The organism is Rhodococcus sp. NPDC003322, from assembly GCF_053589555.1.
This window is the reverse complement of record NZ_JBSFSC010000004.1, coordinates 504,649-522,614: the sequence shown is the minus strand read 5'-3', so window position 1 is coordinate 522,614 and position 17,966 is coordinate 504,649. Positions and strand designations below refer to the sequence as shown.

General features: G+C 68.8%; 19 protein-coding genes. 3 read left to right on the top strand and 16 right to left on the bottom strand.

Annotated elements, in window-relative coordinates:
* Nucleotides 1–3: 3 nt before the first annotated feature.
* Nucleotides 4–420 (top strand): DoxX family protein, encoded by a 417-nt coding sequence (locus ACWDUM_RS18735; RefSeq protein WP_450135083.1) that lies wholly within the window; start codon nucleotides 4–6, stop codon nucleotides 418–420.
* Between the two features lie 61 nt (nucleotides 421–481).
* Here ACWDUM_RS18735 and ACWDUM_RS18730 read toward each other — a convergent pair whose 3' ends face one another.
* The 12 genes from ACWDUM_RS18730 to ACWDUM_RS18675 all read right to left on the bottom strand — a co-directional run bounded on the left by ACWDUM_RS18730 (nucleotide 482) and on the right by ACWDUM_RS18675 (nucleotide 12,247).
* Entirely contained in the window at nucleotides 482–646 is a 165-nt protein-coding gene (locus ACWDUM_RS18730) for a hypothetical protein (RefSeq protein ID WP_450114778.1), read from the bottom strand.
* 82 nt (nucleotides 647–728) lie between these two features.
* Complete coding sequence (locus ACWDUM_RS18725) at nucleotides 729–1,964, bottom strand: allantoate amidohydrolase (RefSeq protein WP_450135082.1); 1,236 nt, start codon at nucleotides 1,962–1,964, stop codon at nucleotides 729–731.
* Nucleotides 1,961–3,133, bottom strand: a complete 1,173-nt coding sequence (locus ACWDUM_RS18720; protein WP_450135081.1) for an NAD(P)/FAD-dependent oxidoreductase — start codon at nucleotides 3,131–3,133, stop codon at nucleotides 1,961–1,963. The genes ACWDUM_RS18725 and ACWDUM_RS18720 overlap by 4 nt, the downstream gene beginning before the upstream one ends.
* Entirely contained in the window at nucleotides 3,130–3,678 is a 549-nt protein-coding gene (locus ACWDUM_RS18715; protein WP_450135080.1) for a flavin reductase family protein, read from the bottom strand. Before ACWDUM_RS18715 ends, ACWDUM_RS18720 begins: the two co-directional genes overlap by 4 nt.
* A gap of 83 nt (nucleotides 3,679–3,761) precedes the next feature.
* On the bottom strand, nucleotides 3,762–4,937 hold the full coding sequence (locus tag ACWDUM_RS18710; RefSeq protein ID WP_450135079.1) for an acyl-CoA dehydrogenase family protein: 1,176 nt from the start codon (nucleotides 4,935–4,937) through the stop codon (nucleotides 3,762–3,764).
* Nucleotides 4,938–5,021: 84 nt separating this feature from the next.
* Nucleotides 5,022–6,368, bottom strand: coding sequence for an MmgE/PrpD family protein (locus ACWDUM_RS18705; protein ID WP_450135078.1), 1,347 nt, complete (start codon nucleotides 6,366–6,368; stop codon nucleotides 5,022–5,024).
* Nucleotides 6,369–6,439: 71 nt separating this feature from the next.
* Nucleotides 6,440–7,639, bottom strand: coding sequence for a M20/M25/M40 family metallo-hydrolase (locus ACWDUM_RS18700; protein WP_450135077.1), 1,200 nt, complete (start codon nucleotides 7,637–7,639; stop codon nucleotides 6,440–6,442).
* A complete protein-coding gene (locus tag ACWDUM_RS18695) occupies nucleotides 7,632–8,318 on the bottom strand; it encodes a DUF1028 domain-containing protein (protein WP_450135076.1) in 687 nt (228 codons plus the stop codon). Before ACWDUM_RS18695 ends, ACWDUM_RS18700 begins: the two co-directional genes overlap by 8 nt.
* Nucleotides 8,315–9,439, bottom strand: a complete 1,125-nt coding sequence (locus ACWDUM_RS18690; RefSeq protein ID WP_450135075.1) for an ABC transporter ATP-binding protein — start codon at nucleotides 9,437–9,439, stop codon at nucleotides 8,315–8,317. Before ACWDUM_RS18690 ends, ACWDUM_RS18695 begins: the two co-directional genes overlap by 4 nt.
* Nucleotides 9,436–10,248: an ABC transporter permease gene (locus ACWDUM_RS18685; RefSeq protein ID WP_450135074.1), complete on the bottom strand. Its 813-nt coding sequence runs from the start codon at nucleotides 10,246–10,248 to the stop codon at nucleotides 9,436–9,438. Before ACWDUM_RS18685 ends, ACWDUM_RS18690 begins: the two co-directional genes overlap by 4 nt.
* Nucleotides 10,245–11,195: an ABC transporter permease gene (locus tag ACWDUM_RS18680; RefSeq protein WP_450135073.1), complete on the bottom strand. Its 951-nt coding sequence runs from the start codon at nucleotides 11,193–11,195 to the stop codon at nucleotides 10,245–10,247. Before ACWDUM_RS18680 ends, ACWDUM_RS18685 begins: the two co-directional genes overlap by 4 nt.
* A complete protein-coding gene (locus ACWDUM_RS18675; RefSeq protein ID WP_450135072.1) occupies nucleotides 11,195–12,247 on the bottom strand; it encodes a polyamine ABC transporter substrate-binding protein in 1,053 nt (350 codons plus the stop codon). Before ACWDUM_RS18675 ends, ACWDUM_RS18680 begins: the two co-directional genes overlap by 1 nt.
* A 172-nt stretch (nucleotides 12,248–12,419) precedes the next feature.
* Here ACWDUM_RS18675 and ACWDUM_RS18670 point away from each other — a divergent pair, with 172 nt between their 5' ends.
* Both ACWDUM_RS18670 and ACWDUM_RS18665 read left to right on the top strand, forming a co-directional pair.
* The gene (locus tag ACWDUM_RS18670) at nucleotides 12,420–13,211 is read left to right on the top strand and encodes an IclR family transcriptional regulator (RefSeq protein ID WP_450135071.1); all 792 of its coding nucleotides are present in this window, start codon (nucleotides 12,420–12,422) and stop codon (nucleotides 13,209–13,211) included.
* Nucleotides 13,208–14,044 (top strand): nitrilase-related carbon-nitrogen hydrolase, encoded by an 837-nt coding sequence (locus tag ACWDUM_RS18665; RefSeq protein WP_450135070.1) that lies wholly within the window; start codon nucleotides 13,208–13,210, stop codon nucleotides 14,042–14,044. Before ACWDUM_RS18670 ends, ACWDUM_RS18665 begins: the two co-directional genes overlap by 4 nt.
* A gap of 4 nt (nucleotides 14,045–14,048) precedes the next feature.
* Here ACWDUM_RS18665 and ACWDUM_RS18660 read toward each other — a convergent pair whose 3' ends face one another.
* Genes ACWDUM_RS18660 through ACWDUM_RS18645 form a run of 4 tightly spaced genes read right to left on the bottom strand, consistent with a single transcriptional unit; the run spans nucleotide 14,049 to nucleotide 17,881 of the window.
* The gene (locus ACWDUM_RS18660; protein ID WP_450135069.1) at nucleotides 14,049–14,798 is read right to left on the bottom strand and encodes a succinate dehydrogenase/fumarate reductase iron-sulfur subunit; all 750 of its coding nucleotides are present in this window, start codon (nucleotides 14,796–14,798) and stop codon (nucleotides 14,049–14,051) included.
* Entirely contained in the window at nucleotides 14,795–16,744 is a 1,950-nt protein-coding gene (locus ACWDUM_RS18655) for a fumarate reductase/succinate dehydrogenase flavoprotein subunit (RefSeq protein WP_450135068.1), read from the bottom strand. Before ACWDUM_RS18655 ends, ACWDUM_RS18660 begins: the two co-directional genes overlap by 4 nt.
* Nucleotides 16,745–16,781: 37 nt before the next feature.
* Nucleotides 16,782–17,600: a hypothetical protein gene (locus ACWDUM_RS18650; protein WP_450114775.1), complete on the bottom strand. Its 819-nt coding sequence runs from the start codon at nucleotides 17,598–17,600 to the stop codon at nucleotides 16,782–16,784.
* A complete protein-coding gene (locus ACWDUM_RS18645; RefSeq protein WP_450114774.1) occupies nucleotides 17,597–17,881 on the bottom strand; it encodes a hypothetical protein in 285 nt (94 codons plus the stop codon). Before ACWDUM_RS18645 ends, ACWDUM_RS18650 begins: the two co-directional genes overlap by 4 nt.
* Nucleotides 17,882–17,966: the final 85 nt, after the last annotated feature.

The window sequence follows — 17,966 nt, the reverse complement described above, 5'->3', positions numbered from 1 at the left end:
ACGATGGACATCGTCGTTCTGATCGGTCGGATTCTCTTCTGCGTGTTGTTCCTGACGTCGGGCGCAGGTCACCTGACCCAGTCCGAGGCGATGGCCCAGTACGCCGGGGCCAGGGGCGTGCCGGTCCCCCGGGTCGCGGTCCTGGTGTCGGGTGTGGTTCTGGTCGTCGGCGCGCTGAGTGTGCTCCTCGGGGTCTGGGCCGACCTCGGGTCGCTGCTGCTCGTCGCCTTCCTGGCGCCGACCGCGCCACTCATGCACGCGTTCTGGACCGAATCCGATCCGGCGGCGCGGCAGACGGAGATGGTCCAGTTCAACAAGGACGTGGCGTTGGCCGGCGCGGCACTGATGCTGTTCGCGTTCTTCGCGCACACCGGCGATCTCGGACTGACCATCACCGGGCCGCTGTTCACGATCGACTGAGCGCGAACACTCGAGCTCCGCGGTCCGAGACCTCGGCGACGGGGCCGCCCGAGCCACCAGTTCAGTGACCCGGGTCGGCCACCACCGCCGAATGCGATGCGGGCGACTGGAACACCGCGTTGTCCGGGAAGTCGACGCCCGCCGAGACCAACGCGGCGGCTCCCCACACGCACGCCCCGAGAAAACCCGCACTGACGATCCCGGCAACCAGCGACTTCACCTTCACGACACCCTCCCACCTGATGTGACTGCGGTCACAGTACTGGCGCCGCGGGTGCGGGGCGCCGGTTTTCGGCAGACCCGCGGTCTCAGCGCAGCAGGAGGCCAAGGGCATCCGCGAGCGCGACCCCTCCGGCTTCGGCGTCGTCGACCTCGACGTGTTCGCTCGGCGAGTGCGAGATGCCCGTGGGATTGCGGACGAAGAGCATCGCGGTGGGGACGTGGTCCTTGAGCACACCCGCGTCGTGACCGGCACCGGTGCCGAGCACCGGCGCGTCGGACAACGCGCCTGCCAGGGTGTCCCGCAGTGCGGGGTCGAAATCGACGGTGGGACTGAACGATTCCTCGGTCATCACCGCGGCGCAGCCCTCCTCCGCGGCGAGCAGGGTCGCCGCCTGACGGATCTGCTCCACCAGGACGGTCGTGACCGTGTCCTCGGGATGACGCACGTCGACCCACAGGTCCACCCGGGAGGCGATGACGTTGGTCCCGCCCGGCGTGGGGACCAGCCGACCGACCGTGGCCTGGGCTGCGGACTGCGCGCGGGCGAGGTCCCGGATCCGGGACACCAGCCGACCGGCCGCGACCATCGGATCGCTCCGATCGACCATCAACGTGGTCCCGGCGTGGTTGCCCTCGCCGGTGATGCTCACCCGCCACCGGCCGTGACCGAGGATGGACGACGCCACCGCGATCGGCCGGTCCAGGTCGATCAGTCCGCGGCCCTGCTCCACGTGCAGTTCCACAAACACAGACATCCGCGCCAGCGCCTCCGGGTCGGGACCGAGGCGGGCCGGATCGAGTCCGCCGCGGGCGACGACCTCCGCGAAGGTGTTCCCGTCGACGTCGGTCAGCGCCCGGGCCCGATCGGGATCGATGGCACCCGTCATCAGCCGGGATCCCAGGCAGGCCACCCCGAACCGCGACCCCTCCTCCTCGGGGAACACCGCGAGAGCGAGCGGCCGGCGGCCGAGCGCGCCGCGGTCACGGAGCACGTCGAACGCCACCAGCGCCGACGCGACCCCGAGAGGTCCGTCGAACGCGCCGCCACCGGGTACCGAGTCCAGGTGACTGCCGGTCACGACCGCGTCGTCGCGGGACCCGTCGGGTGCGTGCCAGGCCCAGATCGCGCCGTTGCGATCGACCTCCACCTCCAGGCCACGCTTCTGCGCGTGCGCGACGAACCACTCCCGCAGTTCGTGTTCGGCGGACGAGTGCACCGGCCGGGAGTATCCGCCACGCTGCGGGTCCCGTCCGATGTCCTCGATCTCCGCCAGTAGTCCCGCGACGGTGTCGCCCGCGACTGCCTTTGCCCCGTCGCTCACCGCATCTCTCCTGCCCCGACGTACGAGTGGAGGCTGGACAGCAGCTTCCCCTCGGCGAACCGTTCGAGCCGGAAGTCCGCCGCCGGGACGTCCGGGTCCCGGCTGTCGCCGTCGACGATCAGGTCGGCCATCAGATCACCCACGGCGGGGCTGATCTTGAACCCGTGACCACTGAACCCGGCAGCGAGGAACAGGCCGTCGATCGCGACCGGCCCGATGACGGGATTCCAGTCCGGGGTGATGTCGTAACAGCCGGCGTAGGTGTGTGACACCGACGGGTTCGGGAACCCGTCGAAGCGGTGCAGCACCTTGACCGCCGCCCGCTCGAGGCCCGCCTCACCGGCCTGATTCGAGTACGAGTCCGGGTCGGCGAACTTGGGCGTGCTGTGGTCGCTGTTGCCGACCAGCAGCTCGCCCGACCCTTCGATCCGCACGTACTGCAGGCTCACCAGATCCGACAGCGCGGGCAGGTCACGCAGGGGCTCGCCTGCGTCGACCATGAGCAGTTCCGAACGCAGCGACTCGATCGGCAGATCGATGCCGAGATCCGCCATCAGCTTGCCCGACCACCACCCGGAGGCGACGACGACGGTGTCGGCCTCGAGGATCTCGCCGCCGGCCAACTCAACGCCGGTGGCACGGCCACCCGTGGTCAGCACCCGCGCGACGGCGGTGTTCTGCCGGACCCTGGCGCCTGCCGCCCGTGCCACCGCCCCGAAGTGCAGAGCGAGCTGTGACGCGTCGGCGTAGCCACCACGAGCCTCGTAGGAGAAGGCCGCGATGTCCTCGAGGTTGAGATGGGGCCACAGGGCACCAGCCCGGTCGTGGTCGATCATCTCCGCTTCGATGCCGAGTGACTGGTGCATCTCGGTGTTCGCCCGCAACGCCTCCTCGTTCTCCGATCCCACGGCGACCATGTACCCGACCTGCCGGAAGCCCACCTCGTCGCCGAGGCGCTCGATGGTGGGCAGGCTGCGCCACGCCATCGCGGCGATCGACGGAACACCGTAGTGGGAACGCACGATCCCGCTCGACTTGCCGGTTCCGCCGCTTGCGAGGCTGTGGCGTTCGAGCACCAGGACGTCACCGATGCCCCGTTCGGTGAGGGCGCGGGCGATCGAGAGGCCGATCAGGCCGCCCCCGACCACGATCACGCGACGACCGGTCATGACAGGACTCCTTCGGGTGATGCGGACCCGTGTCGGTCGACGCCGACCGGGGTCCGGGGTGCGAGGTCGCGGACGCTGCCGGCGAGGTACACCAGCGGCTCCCGGTCCGTGTTCACGTCGAGCCCGAGCACGCGGAACAGGACGATGACGTGATCGCCTCCGGGCACGACGTTCTCGACCTCGCATTCCAGCCACACACCCGCTCCCCGGACGAGGACGGCGCCGTCGGGCGTGACGACGGTGTCGACGCCCAGGAACCGATCCGCCGCCCCGGACCCCAGCGCCCGGCACACCGTGCCCTGGCCCGCTGCCAGCACACTGATGCCCAGGCGCGGCGCGTCCTGCAGTCGCCGCCATGTGCGTGATCCGGACATCACGCAGACCGACACCAACGGCGGGTCGAGCGACACCGCGGTGAACGAACTCGCGGCCATGCCGACCGGTTCGCCGTCAACCTCGGCGCACACCGCCGTCACTCCGGAGGGGAAACCGGCAAAGGCGGCTTTGAGGGTTGTCGGGTCGGTGCCGGTCGTCGGCGAGTGCATGGGTGCTCCCGTGGTGGTGATAATGCGAAGTGGTGGTGATGATGCGAAGTGGTGGTGGGGCGCAGGGACTGGCGCGTCGGGAATCAGGCCTGGACGGGGGTCAGGCCGCCGTTGCCGTTGACCGAGAACCCCTGCGCGAGCAGCGAGGCACCGAGATTGCGTGTGTAGTTGTCCACCCGGTAGTGCAGCGAGAACGCGCGGGTGTCGCGGTAGAAACGCTCGAGCGGGTAGGTCTTGAACATCGAGCGCGATCCGCAGATGTCGAGGCAGCGCTGGGTGACCTCGAGGGAGACCTGCTTGGCGACGGTCAGCGCGTGGACTCCGCGGAACTCGCCCTCCGACCGCTGGCCCGCATCCCATGCCGCGGCGGCGTGGAACAGCCCCGCACGGGCGGTCGAGAGCTTGGCGGCCAGTTCGCCCAGCTGGAACTGGATCAGTTCGCTGCCCGCCAGCTGCGGACGCTCGCGCACCCACTCGACCGAGAAGTCGAGGGCGCCCCGGGCGGCACCGAGGTGGTTGGCCGCGAAGGCGAGCGTGAACGTGCGGGTGTCGCCGGTCTCCCACCAGCCCGGCTCACCGAAGATCGCGTCGTCGGGCAGCACGTAGTCGGTGACCTTCACGGCCCAGCTGACGGTGGAACGCATGCCGAGCACGTCCCAGTTGTCGATCAACTCGACCTCGGGGACGTCGCGCGGCACCAGCACGGCGACGGTGCGGTGGTCGTAGTTCTCCGTTCCCGGCAGTGCCAGCCAGATGAGGTAGTGCGAGGCACCGGGGCCGAGAGAGGCGAAGTGCTTGGTGCAGTTGAGAACCCATTGGCCCTGCTCGTTGCGGACCAGCTGGCTGCTGGAGGTGCCGAGGTTGTTCTTGCCCGGCACCGACTCGCTGCCGACCGAGGCGACCAGTTCGCCGGCCTTGGCGATCGGCACGACGTACTTCTCCATCTGCGCGTCGGTGGCGGCGTAGGACATCATGCCGATGGCGTGCGAGTGGACCTGGAACAGCTGCGCGGTCGGGGCATCGACGGCGGCGAGGTGCTCGATGAGCGCGTAGTACTCGGCGAAGCCGCCCTCGCTCCACAGGCCGGCACCGCCCCACTTCTCGGGGAGGGTCAGCGCGAGGAGGTCCGCCTCCTGCAGCTCGGCGAAGTTCTCGGTCGGGAAGATCGCCTCCTCGTCGTAGTGGCGGGCGCGGTCGCGGAAGCCCTGGGCGAGGGCGTCGATGGCGGCGAGGCGCTTGGTCTGCTCGGGGGAGGTCATGGTTTCTCCTTCGGTGGTTTTGGGTGCGAGACGTTCTTGGGTGCGAGACGGCATCCGCATGGAATACGTTGAGGCGGAACGGGATCAGGTGTCCTGGCGACCCTCCTCGACGCTCGGGTGCGGCAGCGGATGGGTCAGCGGGGCCAGTGGGTCGACGGCCGTAAGGTCTCGGGTCGCGGCGGTCAGGGGTTCGGCGCCGAAGGCAGCCCAGCGCTCGTCGGAGACGGAGGCGAACTTGCCCCGCACCACGTCCTCCCAGTGCGGGTCGTCCTCGTTCCCGGCGGCGGAGCACAGCCCGCTGTCGACCGTGCGGCCGTCGGCGAGCGTCACCGTGATCCCGCTGCGGCGGACCGCGGGGAACCCGGCCTCGAGGTCGGGGTCGACGACGACCTCGATCAAACCGGCCATCCGCGCGATCTCGGGATCCCCGAGACGGCCCGTGATCGACTCCAGACCGAAACCGCCGGTGCTCAGGTACGCGGCGAGCGGCCAGATCAGGTTGAACTGGGCCTCCTCACTGGTGGACGGCACCATCCGGGCCAGGTCGGCCGCGGCCTGGAAGGTGCGCACCCGCACGCCCGTCACCTCGGCGGGATCGAGCCGCTCGCGGCCGACCACGCGCAGAGCCAGCTCGGCGCCGGTCAGCGCCGGATGTACCCAGCGACAGCACGGGAACGGCTTGACGTAGGTGCGCATCACCTGCCACTCGCAACCCAGATCCGCGCCGCCGTGACCGAGGCGGTCGGCGACGAACTCGGAACGATGGGCAGTGAAGCCCGCCGCGGCGAGTTGGGCGCTGGTGACACCGACGTGCGCGCCCCAGCCCATCGCGTCCTTGGCCATGGTGGGCTCGGCGACCGCCCGCATGATCAGGTCGACGGGGGCGTGGTACTCCGCCAAGCCGATCGCGGCGTCGACCTGCTCGGGCGACAGCTTGAGCAACCGGGCGCTCGCGGCGGCGGCGCCGATGGCACCCCAGGTTCCGCTGCTGTGGAACAGCGGCCAGCGGTCGTGCTGCGCCATTGCAGCACGGATGCCCACCTCGTATCCGATCAGTGTGGCGAGGAGGAACTCCTCGTGACTTGCCCCGGTCGCCTCGGCGACCGCGAGCGCGGCCGGGATGACCACCGCCCCCGGGTGTCCCTTGGCGAGGGAGTGCCCGTCGTCGTAGTCGACGGCGTTCATCACGGTGCCGTTCGCGAGCGCCGCGCCGGGCGCCGAGACGCGCCGCCCATCGAGCACACAGGTGGCCTCGTTGCCACCCATCGCGGTCGTGACGTAGTCGGTGATGATGCGCGCCGCACTCAGCCGGGTGCCGGCGCGGGCAGCGACCGAGGCGTCGAGGGTGAGCATGCCCAGGCGGCGGCGCACCTCGGTCGGCACCTGCTGCCACGTGAGCCCGACGACGAAGTCCAGAACGTCACTGTTCACACCATTTGCGCTATCCGCAACCTCAATCGTCATATTTGCAACACTGAAAATCTGAGTCGGTGCGTCGAGGCTCATCGGAGGTCCTCCTGGTTCGGCACGTGTGCGGCGAGCTGTCCGGCATGGCCGATGAGGGCGGCCAGCAGCGCCGTGCGTGGGACGACGGAGTCGCGCGCCACCGTCTCGGCGCGGCTGCACTGGTCGAAGGCGATCGGCCCCAGTCCGTCGAGCGCGAGCGGCGCGAACTGCCCGACGAGACTGGCGTCCGATCCGCCCATCTCGTCGATCCGGCGAATCGCCAGCCCTCCCGCGGAGGCCAGGTCCTCGGCGAGCGCGTAGACGGGGCCGGTGACCGAGCGCGGCAGTGCGGGTCTGGTGATGCCGCCGGAGATCTCGACGGTGACGCCGTCACCCGCACGCGCCTGAGCGCGACGGCGGATCTCGTCGACCAGCGCCGCGCCCGTCGCATCGTCGGGGGCACGCAGGTCGACGTGGAGCTCGGCGCGGTCGGGGACGACCTGACGCGCGGTGCCCCCGCGCAGAATTCCGACGCTGCACAGCGTGCGCTGCGCCCGATTCGTGAGCGACTCCAGTTCCTCGACGAGTGGGGCCAGCGCATGCAGTGCACTCGCGCCCGTGTCGTCGGTGCAGTGCGCCGTGCGGCCGTGGGCGGTGACGATCATGGCCCCGACCGCGCCGCGGGAGACGATCACGCCCCCGTCGGCCAGACCGGCTTCCAGGGCCAGGCACACGTCCGTGCGCCGGCCCAGGTCCGCCAGCCAGTCGCGGCTGTCCACACTGCCCAGTTCCTCGTCCGACACCAGCGCGTAGGTGATCGACGCGACGCCCGGCACCGAGGTCTCGAGTGCCGCCTCGATCGCGTGGACGGCCATCGAGAGAGCGCATTTCATGTCGCCGAGACCCGGTCCGGACATGATGGGCTCATCGGTCACGACCGGCCAGTCGTCCGTCGACCCCTCCGGCCACACCGTGTCGGCGTGACCGAGTACGAGCAGATGCAGTCCGGGTTCTCCGGTCTCGAGGGTGGCCTCGAACGCCCGGCCCCGGCCCGGCGCGATCTCGTGCCTGCGCGTGGTGAAGCCCAGCGCCTCGAGCCGCTCGGCGACCAGGTCGCCGACCCGGTCGACACCCGCGGGCATCAGGGATCCGCTCTCGACCGCGGTGATCCCCACGGCCAGGTCGAGAATGCTCGGCAGCCGCGGTTCGAGCAGCGCGGCGAGCTCGGCGACGGAGGCGGGTGTCGGCTCAGACATCGGCTTCCTCCGCACCCGGGGCCACACCACGCGCGGAATCGGGATCGATTGCCCGGCTGACGTATTCGCCTGCGGCCGGACCGTACAGCTCCCACAACCGGCGCAGCTCGCGCAGGGGCTCCGGATGCTCGTCGACGCGCAGGTCGACGAGGGGGAACTGTTCGCTGCCGTGCACGCGCAGGCAGGCCGATCGGAGCGGGTCCGGCTCGCCGCCTGCCGCGAGGCCCGCCTCGACAGCGCGGACCAGCCGCTCCCCCAGTTCCAGGCCGGCATCGGCGTCGAAGGCCGCGCTCGCGGCCTTGCCGACGACGTCGCCGACCAGGATGTTGCCCACGACGACATGGTCGGCGGCAGTGGCGACGGACACGCCGATCCGATCGACATGCGCACCGGTCCAAGCGATTCCGGGACCGGTGAGGCCGATTGCTGCGAGCTGACGCCAGTCGGCGTGCACGCTGGAATGGCGCACACCGTCGACGGCCTCGGCCGCGGTGGCCCCGCGGGCCATCAGGTCGAGCATGCGGGGACCGAGCCGCGGATCGGTGCGATGCTGGGTGACGACCGCGCCGACTCCGGTGCGCAGCCACGGCACCCGGGCCCCGACTGCGACGTCGGACGTGGCGGTCGCGACCCCGAACTGACCGGTGCGCTCGCACCGGGCGACGATGGAGTAGGTCATCGGGTCACCGTCCACATGTCGGCGCTGCGCCACGAAACCCGGCACGGCGCACCGACGGTGACGTCGGCGGGCACGGTGCGGCTGGCGAGGTCGGCGGTGATCACCCGGCCGCCGGCCAGCTCGACGCGCACCGAGGTGCGCGCACCCAGGAACGCGATGTCCTTCGCGATGCCCTCGACACGGAAGTCGTGACCCTCGGTCGACGGGACGTCGGTGTCCTCGACAGACTGGAGGCCGACGACCTCCGGCCGCAGGATCAGGGTGACATTCTTGTCGGCCGGAACCTCCCCGGTTCCCTCGACACGACCCTCGCCCACGCCGGGAATCACCACGTCGTACCAGCCCTGCCCCGAGCCGGTGACGACAGCGTCCAGACTGTTGGAGGCGCCGACGAATCCGGCGGCGAAGCGGGTCGCGGGCTCGTGGTAGACCGCTGCGGGTGAGGCAACCTGAACCAGGTCGCCGTTCTGCATGAGACCGACCCGGTCGGACATCGCGAACGCCTCCTCCTGGTCGTGGGTGACGTAGACGAAGGTGATGCCCAGCTCGTGCTGCACGGCCTTGAGCAGCACCTGCATCTGGCGGCGCATCCGCAGGTCCAGTGCACCGAGCGGCTCGTCCAGCAGCAGGACCCGGGGGCCGAGCACCAGCGAACGCGCCAGCGCGACTCGCTGCTGCATGCCGCCACTGAGCTGACGCGGGCGATGATCCTCCTTGCCGCCCAACTCGACCAGGTCGAGGAACTTCCGGACCTTCTCCTCGATGACCTGCTTGTTCTCCTTGCGCTCGCGGAGCCCGAACGCGACGTTGTCGAAGACTGTCAGGTGCGGGAACAAGGCGTAGTTCTGGAAGACGGTGTGCACCGGCCGCTTGTGCGGCGGCACGTTCTGGATCTCCTTGTCGTCCACGAGGATACGACCGGCGTTGGACTGCTCGAGACCGGCGATCATGCGCAGCGTCGTGGTCTTGCCGCAGCCGCTGGGACCGAGGAGCGAGAAGAACTCGCCCCCTTTGATCTCGAGGTTGATGCCCTTCACGACATGGTGGTCACCGAAGGAGCACGCGAGGTTCTCGAGCCTGAGCGAGGCGGGGCTGTAACCCGGGTCGGCGGTGGTTGTCATGCAACTTCTTCTTCCGAGGTGGCGCGACGTGTCTGCTTGGAGGGCCAGAGGGAGGCCAACGCGACCAGGCACATCAGGACGAGCGAGACGAACATGAAGGCAACGGCGATCGCGTTGACCTCCGGCGACGTGCCGTGACGCGCGAGGCTGAGGATCAGCACCGGCAGGGTCTCGGTGTCCGGCCCGGCCAGGAAGACCGTGCTGACGACGTCGTCGAAGGAGAACGTGAAGGAGAGCAGCGCGGAGATGACGACGGCGGGCATCATCATCGGCCACAGCACCTTCAGGAACACCCGGCGAGGCGAGGCGCCCAGGTCGGCGGCGGCCTCGTCGTACGTACCCGTCAGGGTCGCGAAGCGCGACTGGAGCACCAATGTGGCGTAGGCGGAACAGAACACGATGTGCCCGGCCACGACCGACCACGTTCCGGTGGTCAGCCCGAGACGCTGGATCACCACCAGGATGCCCGCGGCGATCACGACCTCCGGGATCATCAACCTGGCGTAGGTGAGGGTCTGCAGTGCCGCACCGGCCTTCTTCGGCAGACGGGAGACCGCCATCACCGCGGCCAGCGACAGGGCGACCGCGACCACGGTGGAGAGCAGGGCGATCACGCAGCTGGTCAGGAAGTCCTGGCGCACCCGCTCGTCGGCGAACGCTTCCGCGATCCACTCGAACGTCGCACCGCCCCAGCCGACGAGGTTCTCGTTGGCGTTGAACGCGTTGACGATCACCATGCCGATGGGCAGGTAGAGGAACGCGAAGACAAGGCAGGTCACGATCGCGGCGGGACTGATCCGGCGCTTCATGTGATGTCCCCCAATCGATCCAGGCGTTTGCGTGAGGCGAAGAGCACGACGAGCATGATGGCCATCAGCGTCGTCGCGATGGCGGCACCGAACGGGTAGTTGCCGGTCGAGAGGAACTGCTCGGCCTGGACGTTGCCGACCATGAGCGTCTTCGAACCACCGAGGATGGCCGGAATGGTGTACTCACCGGTCGCCGGGATCCCGACCAGGAGCACGCCTGCGATGCTGCCGGGCATGGCCAGTTTCACGGTGACCTTCCAGAAGGCCCGGCGCCTGCTCAGCCCCATGTCGGCGGCCGCTTCCTGCAGTGCCGGGTCGATCCGGTCCAGTGCCATGAACATCGGCAGGATCATCAGCGGCAGGTAGCCGGCGACCATGCCGACTCCGATCGCGAACGTCGAGTAGCCGAGCTGGGTTCCCTCCGGGACGATTCCGAGGAGCGCGGCGAGTTTCGAGACGGCGCCGGTCGGCGAGAGCAGTTCGAGCCAGGCGTAGGTACGCACCACGAAGCTGATCCAGTACGGCACGATGACCGCGACCAGCAGGAGTGCCTTGAGCCGGCCGCGTGCGCGGGCGATGGTGAGCGCGACCGGGAAGCCGAGCACGACACACACCGCGGTCATGAGGACCGTCATTCCCAGCGAACGCGTCACGGCGCCGACGTAGGTACCGCTGAACATCTCGCGATAGTTCTCCAGAGTGAAGCCCGACTTCACCTGGAAGGTGAGCAGATCGAATTTCATGACGCTGTACACCGCGAGGAGCACGAGCGGGGCGACGAAGAAGACCGCCACGTACACCGTCATCGGCGCCGCGAGCAGGATCCCGGACAGGTGCCGACCGCGGCGCAGCGCGCCGCTGTCACTCGGCGGCGGCGGGGTCGCCGCCGCCCCCTCTGCGCGGAGCACCGCGGTGTCCGGCGGAGCCATGGGTGGTGCCTGGGTCATCAGGACGCCTTGATCCGGTTCCACATCTTGGCCCGCGCCTCGGTGTCCTCTGCCGACAGGAACTTCTCAGCCATGAACGGCGATGCCGTGTTCTGCTGGAGCGCCGGGTTTTCCAGGATCTTCGGTTCGATGTACTGCTCGGCCGACGGCATCAGGTAGGAGGCGCCGGTGTTGTTGATGAAGCCGCCGTAGGTCTGGGGCTCGAGGCGGAAGTCGAGGAACTTCAGGGCCTCCGCGGTGTGCGTGCTCCCGGGAAGAAGCGCGACGCCCTCGATGTAGCCCGGCGTGCCCTCCTTCGGCGAGACCCAGCCGAGCTTGGGATCGTCGGCGCCCGCGAACGCGTAGTCGTAGCCGACCGCGATGAGCGCGGAACCGTCCACGACCGACTTCGCCTGGCCGGTGCGCTGGAACGCGAGCAGGTGCGGCTTGATCTCCTTGATCTTCGCCTCGGCCTGCTCGAGTTCGCCGCTGTCGGTGGTGTTGATGTCGTAGCCGAGCGAGAGCAGCGCGATCGCCTGCACGTCGAGGTCGTAGTCCGGTAGCACGATCTTGCCCGTCCACTGCGCGGCGTTGTCGAACAGCTCCTTCCACGACGTCGGAGGGTTGGGGACCTTCTCCTTGTCGTAGATGATCCCGACCTTGCCGAGGTCGGTGGGGATTCCCCAGGGAAACTCGTCGACGTACTGCGGCGGCATGTTCTCCAGGTTCGGAACCGTGGCCGGGTCGAAATCTGCCAGCAGATTGCCTGCGTCGAGTCGGGCCGCGGTGGCGTTGCCGACCGCGACCAGGTCGTAAACGCCCTTGTCCTTGGCCAATTGGGCTGCCAGGGCCGACGAGCCGCCGTCGGGCAGGGCGTACTGCTCGATCTTGATGCCGGGGTTGGCACTCTCGAAGTCCGCGATCTCGGTCGCGCCGACCCAGTCGCCGTAGTTGAGGAACTTCAGGGTGACGGTGTCGGAATCACCGGATTCCCCACCACACCCCGACAGTGCGGCCCCGAGTACCACACATGCGCTGGCCGCAGTCAGCACTCGCCAGGTTTTGCCCCGCATGACCACTCTTCTCTGTTGTCAGTATCGCAATCACAGTTGCCGTATGAACACGAGAAGTATGTCTGCGACGATATGCTCAATCGGTGACACGCTCGTTACAAGTTCGTTTCGCATGTTGCGAATACGCCAATTGCTGTTGTGCCAGATGCATTTCATGACGGAAGCTTCAGTCATGCCCCCCACACGCGACACCAGCATTCGCCGCGGCCTGGAGGTCCTGATGACCCTCCAGACCCGCCGCGCCCGCGAGAGCGGCGGACTCGGCGTCACCCAACTCGCCGAGATCCTCGACATGGACAAGAGTCAGATCTCTCGCAGCCTCAAGGTGCTCACCGAGTACGGCATGGTCGACCGGGACCCCAAGACACGCGCATTCCGGCTGGGGTGGCGAATCTTCAACATGGCCCAGGTCAGCGGCGACCAGCGCCTGCTGGAGTGCGCGGGCGGGGTACTCGACGGCCTGCTCACCCGCCTGGACGAGTCGGTGTACCTCTCCGTCCGCTCCGGCTACGACGCGCTGACCGTGGCCGAGCGGACGGCCAACCACTCGGTCCAGGCGATGCCGGCGCACTGGTCGCTGCACTCGACGTCGGTCGGCCGTGTACTCCTCACCGACCGAACCTCCGCCGAGATCCGCGAGATGTACGCCGGGCAGCAGCTGCACAGTGCACGTGAGGGCGGAGTGCGGTCCGTCGAGGACCTCGTGGACGCCGTCTCCCGGGTCCGAGACAGCGGGCACTCCATCGTCGTTGACGAGTTCGAGGTCGGACTGGCGGCCGTCGGCGTACCGGTGCGCGACTACCGGGGGGTGCTCATCGCCGCTCTCGGGGTCTCCGGGCCGACGTTCCGCCTCGAGCCGAAGATCGATCAGGCGGTGGTCGAACTGAAGGAAGCCGCACAGGAACTCGAGGACCTCCTCGCACTGCGGAACGGCGAGCGCTTCCCACTGGGGCGTGAGGCATGACCGAACGGACACAGGTGGCCGTGATGCAGACGGCCCCCCGGATCCTCGACTTCGAGGCCAACGTGGACATCACCGTCGGCGCCATCGAATCCGCCCGCGAACGGGGCGCCGACGTCGTCGTCCTGCCCGAGTTGTGCCTGAGCGGCTACATGTTCGACACCGTGGACGAAGCCGGATCCTGCGCCATCACACCCGAGCATCCGGTCTTCGCCCGATGGGCGAGGGCGCTCGCCGGTTCTCCGGGTCTGGTCGTGGGCGGTTTCGCCGAGCGGTCGGGTCCCGACCTCCACATCAGTGCCGCCATGGTCGACGCCACGGGTATCCGAGCGGTCTACCGCAAGACGCACCTCTGGAACCGGGAGAAGCGCTTCTTCACCGCGGGCACCGAGGCGCCTCCGGTCCTCGAAACCGACTTCGGCCGGGTCGGCGTCCTGATCTGTTACGACCTGGAGTTCCCCGAGATGGCACGCAGTCTGGCGATGCGGGGCGCCGACCTGATTGCCGTGCCGACGAACTGGGCGCTCGAGACCCGCCCGTACGGCGACGAACCCCCGCAGGTCATGCTGGCGCGCGCAGCCGCTCGCGCCAACCACGTCCATGTCGCGTGCGCGGACCGCTCCGGGCACGAGCGCGGCCAGGAGTTCACCGGCGGCTCGGCCGTCATCGACACCGCCGGATGGGTGCGCGGCACGCCCGACGACACCGGGCTCGCGCTCGCTCCGCTGTCGCTGACAGCGGCGCGTGAGCGACAGATCTCCGGCGTCAACCATGTCTTCGGCGATCGCCGTCCCGAACTGTACGAGGTGGTGGCGCAGTCCGTACCCGCCACGTAGGGCGTCACTTCCGCCGAAACAGCTTGTTGCCGAGCCATACCACGGGGTCGTAGCGGCGGTCGACGACGCGTTCCTTCATCGGGATCAGCGCGTTGTCGGTGATGCGGATGCCCTCGGGGCACACCTCGGTGCAGCACTTGGTGATGTTGCACAGCCCGAGGCCGTGCTCGGTCTGGGCGACGTCGCGGCGGTCGGCGACATCGAGGGGGTGCATCTCGAGTTCCGCGATCCGCATCAGGAACCGCGGCCCCGCGAAGGCGGCCTTGTTGTCCTCGTGGTCGCGGACGACATGGCACGTGTTCTGACACAGGAAGCACTCGATGCACTTCCGGAACTCCTGCGAGCGCTGCACGTCCACCTGCGTCATCCGGTACTCGCCGGGCGCCAGATCCGAAGGCGGCGTGAAGGACTGGATCTCCCTGGCCTTCGCGTAGTTGAACGACACGTCGGTCACCAGGTCGCGGATCACCGGGAAGGCGCGCATCGGGGTGACGGTGACGACCTCGTCCTGCGCAAACGTCGACATCCGGGTCATGCACATCAGCCGGGGCCGGCCGTTGACCTCCGCCGAGCACGATCCGCACTTGCCCGCCTTGCAGTTCCACCGCACGGCCAGGTCCGGGGCCTGGGTGGCCTGCAGACGGTGGATGATGTCGAGGACCACCTCGCCCTCGTTCACCTCGACGGTGTAGTCGCGCAGATCGCCGCCGCCGATGTCGCCCCGCCACACCCGGAACGCCGCCTGGTAGCTCATCGCTCCTCCCCCTTCCCGGGATGCTCGGCCAGTTCGGCGTCCGTGTAGTACTTGGCCACCTCACCGAAGTCGAACAGCGCGAACAGATCCGAGCGCATCGGCTCCTGCGGCTCGGGCGCGACGGTGACGTCGGGGACGACGCGGCCGCCGGCGTCCGCACCGCCGACGAGGCTGCAGACCAGCAGCGTGTTGCGCCACGACGCGTCCATGCCGGGGTGGTCGTCGCGGGTGTGCCCGCCGCGGCTCTCGGTGCGTAGCAGCGCCGCCTTGGCGACGCACTCGCTGACGAGCACCATGTTGCGCAGGTCGATCGCCAGGTGCCAGCCGGGGTTGAACTGCCGGTGACCCTCGACGCCGACCGACTCGATGCGTTGCCGGATCTGTTCCAGTTTGTCCAGCGCGGAACGGATCTCGGCGTCGGTGCGGATGATGCCGACCAGGTCGTGCATCATCTGCTGCAACTCCAGGTGCAGGGTGTACGGGTTCTCGGCGACCGCCCCGTCCGGCGGCGGGTCGAACGGGGCGAGGGCCATCGCGGCGGCAGCGTCGACGGCGGACTGCTCCACCTGCGGTCTGCGGGTGAGGGATTCGACGTAGGTGGCGGCCCCGAGGCCGGCGCGCCGGCCGAACACCAGCAGGTCCGACAGCGAGTTGCCGCCGAGCCGGTTGGAACCGTGCATCCCGCCGGAGCACTCACCCGCCGCGAACAGTCCGGGCACACCGGACGATCCGGTGTCCGGGTCCACCTCGATGCCACCCATCACGTAATGGCAGGTCGGCCCGACCTCCATCTGTTCCTTGGTGATGTCGACGTCGGCCAGTTCGAGGAACTGGTGGTGCATCGACGGCAGCCGCCGCACGATCTCGTCGGCGGGCATCCGGGAGGCGATGTCGAGGAAGACCCCGCCGTGTTCGGTGCCGCGGCCGTTCTTGACCTCCGAGTTGATCGCCCGGGCGACCTCGTCACGGGGCAGCAGGTCCGGGGTGCGCCGGGCGCTGTCGTTGTCCTTGAGCCACTGGTCGGCCTCGTCCTCCGTCTCGGCGTACTGGCCCTTGAACACCGGGGGGATGTAGTCGAACATGAACCGTTCGCCGTCGGAGTTCTTCAGCACGCCGCCGTCGCCGCGCACCCCCTCGGTGACGAGGATCCCCTTCACGCTCGGCGGCCACACCATGCCGGTCGGGTGGAACTGGATGAACTCCATGTTGATCAGCTTGGCGCCGGCCCGCAGCGCGAGCGCGTGCCCGTCACCGGTGTACTCCCACGAGTTCGAGGTGACCTTGTAGGACTTGCCGATTCCGCCGGTCGCCAGCACGACCGCAGGCGCGGTGAACAGCACGAAACGCCCCGACTCCCGCCAGTACCCGAACGCCCCGGCGATCGCCCCGCCGTCGTCGGCGCCGTCGCTGCGAAGCAGTTCGGTGATCGTGCATTCCGCGAACACCTTGATCCGGGCCTCGTGGTCACCGGTGGCCGCGAAATCCTCCTGCTGCAGCGAGACGATCTTCTGCTGCATGGTGCGGATGATCTCGAGGCCGGTGCGGTCGCCGACGTGCGCGAGCCGCGGATAGGTGTGGCCACCGAAGTTGCGCTGGCTGATCCGGCCGTCGGGGGTGCGGTCGAACAGGGCGCCGTAGGTCTCGAGTTCCCACACCCGGTCCGGCGCCTCCCGGGCATGCAGTTCGGCCATTCGCCAGTTGTTGAGGAACTTGCCGCCACGCATGGTGTCCTGGAAATGCACCTGCCACGAGTCCTTTGGATTGGCATTGCCCATCGCGGCCGCACAGCCACCCTCGGCCATCACGGTGTGTGCCTTCCCGAACAGCGACTTGCACACCACTGCGACGCGCAGACCCCGCTGGCGGGCCTCGATCACCGCCCGCAGTCCGGCGCCACCCGCCCCGATGACCACCACGTCGTAGTCGTGCCGCTCCAGCTCGGCCACCGGCGCTCCCCTCTGTCCCGATCGTTTGGCAGACCCGTCAGTTGACGAATCGCAGGTCCGAGATGGTCCCGCTGGCGACGAGCATGATGTAGAAGTCGGTGATCATCAGCGTGGCGAGGGTGGTCCAGGCCAACTGCATGTGCCGGGTGTTGAGCCGGCTCACCCAGGTCCACAACCGGTACCGGACGGGGTGGGCGGAGAAGTGCTTGAGCCGGCCGCCGGTGGCGTGCCTGCACGAGTGACAGGAGACGGTGTACGCCCACAGCAGGATCACGTTGACCACGATGATCACGGTGCCGAGGCCGAACCCGAATCCGCCTGCGGGGCCGTGGAACGCGAGGACCGCGTCATAGGTGTTGATCGCCGAGACGACCAGCGCGACGTAGAAGAAGTACCGGTGCGAGTTCTGCACGATCAGCGGCAGCCGGGTCTCGCCGGTGTACCGGGCGTGCGGTTCCGCGACGGCGCACGCGGGCGGCGCCAGCCAGATCGATCGGTAGTAGGCCTTGCGGTAGTAGTAGCAGGTGAGCCGGAACCCAAGCAGGAACGGCAGCGACAGGAAGGCGAGCGGGATCCACATCGGCAGTTCGCCCACCCACACCCCGAAATGGGTGGACCCCGGCGCGCACGACGCGCTGACGCACGGCGAGTAGAACGGCGTCAGGTAGTGGTACTCGTCCACCCAGTACGCGGTCCGCACGAAGGAGCGGATCGTCGCGTACACCACGAAGACCGCCAGGCCGATCGTGGTCAGCAGCGGCGGACGCCACCAGATGTCCGTTCGCAGAGTGCGCGCCGCGATCGACGCGCGCTCCGGCGACCGGACCCCGGTCGTGGTTCTCGCCGGTGCGCTCACCGCTCGTGCGGGTGACCGCCGACGCCCTCGTCGTCGGCACCCTGCCACAGTGCCTGGTCGTAGGGACCCTCGGGCACCCCGACCCGCTCCGAGGCGGCGACCGGATGCGCCAGGCGAGGCGGCGATTCGTCGAGGTCACTGGCGTCGATGCCGAGGCGTTCGACGTCGTTGGCGAGCCGGCGGACGGCCGACGCGTCCCCGTACATCGTCCGCAACGACCCGACACACTGGCGCAGGTGACCGATTGTGCGGTGCAGCTCCATCATTTCGCTGGTGGACATTCGAACCTCCGACCACAGATGATGTGATGACACTCACAGTACGGCAGATGCTTTGCACTCGCCTGCGATCCGAAAGGACTCGGCA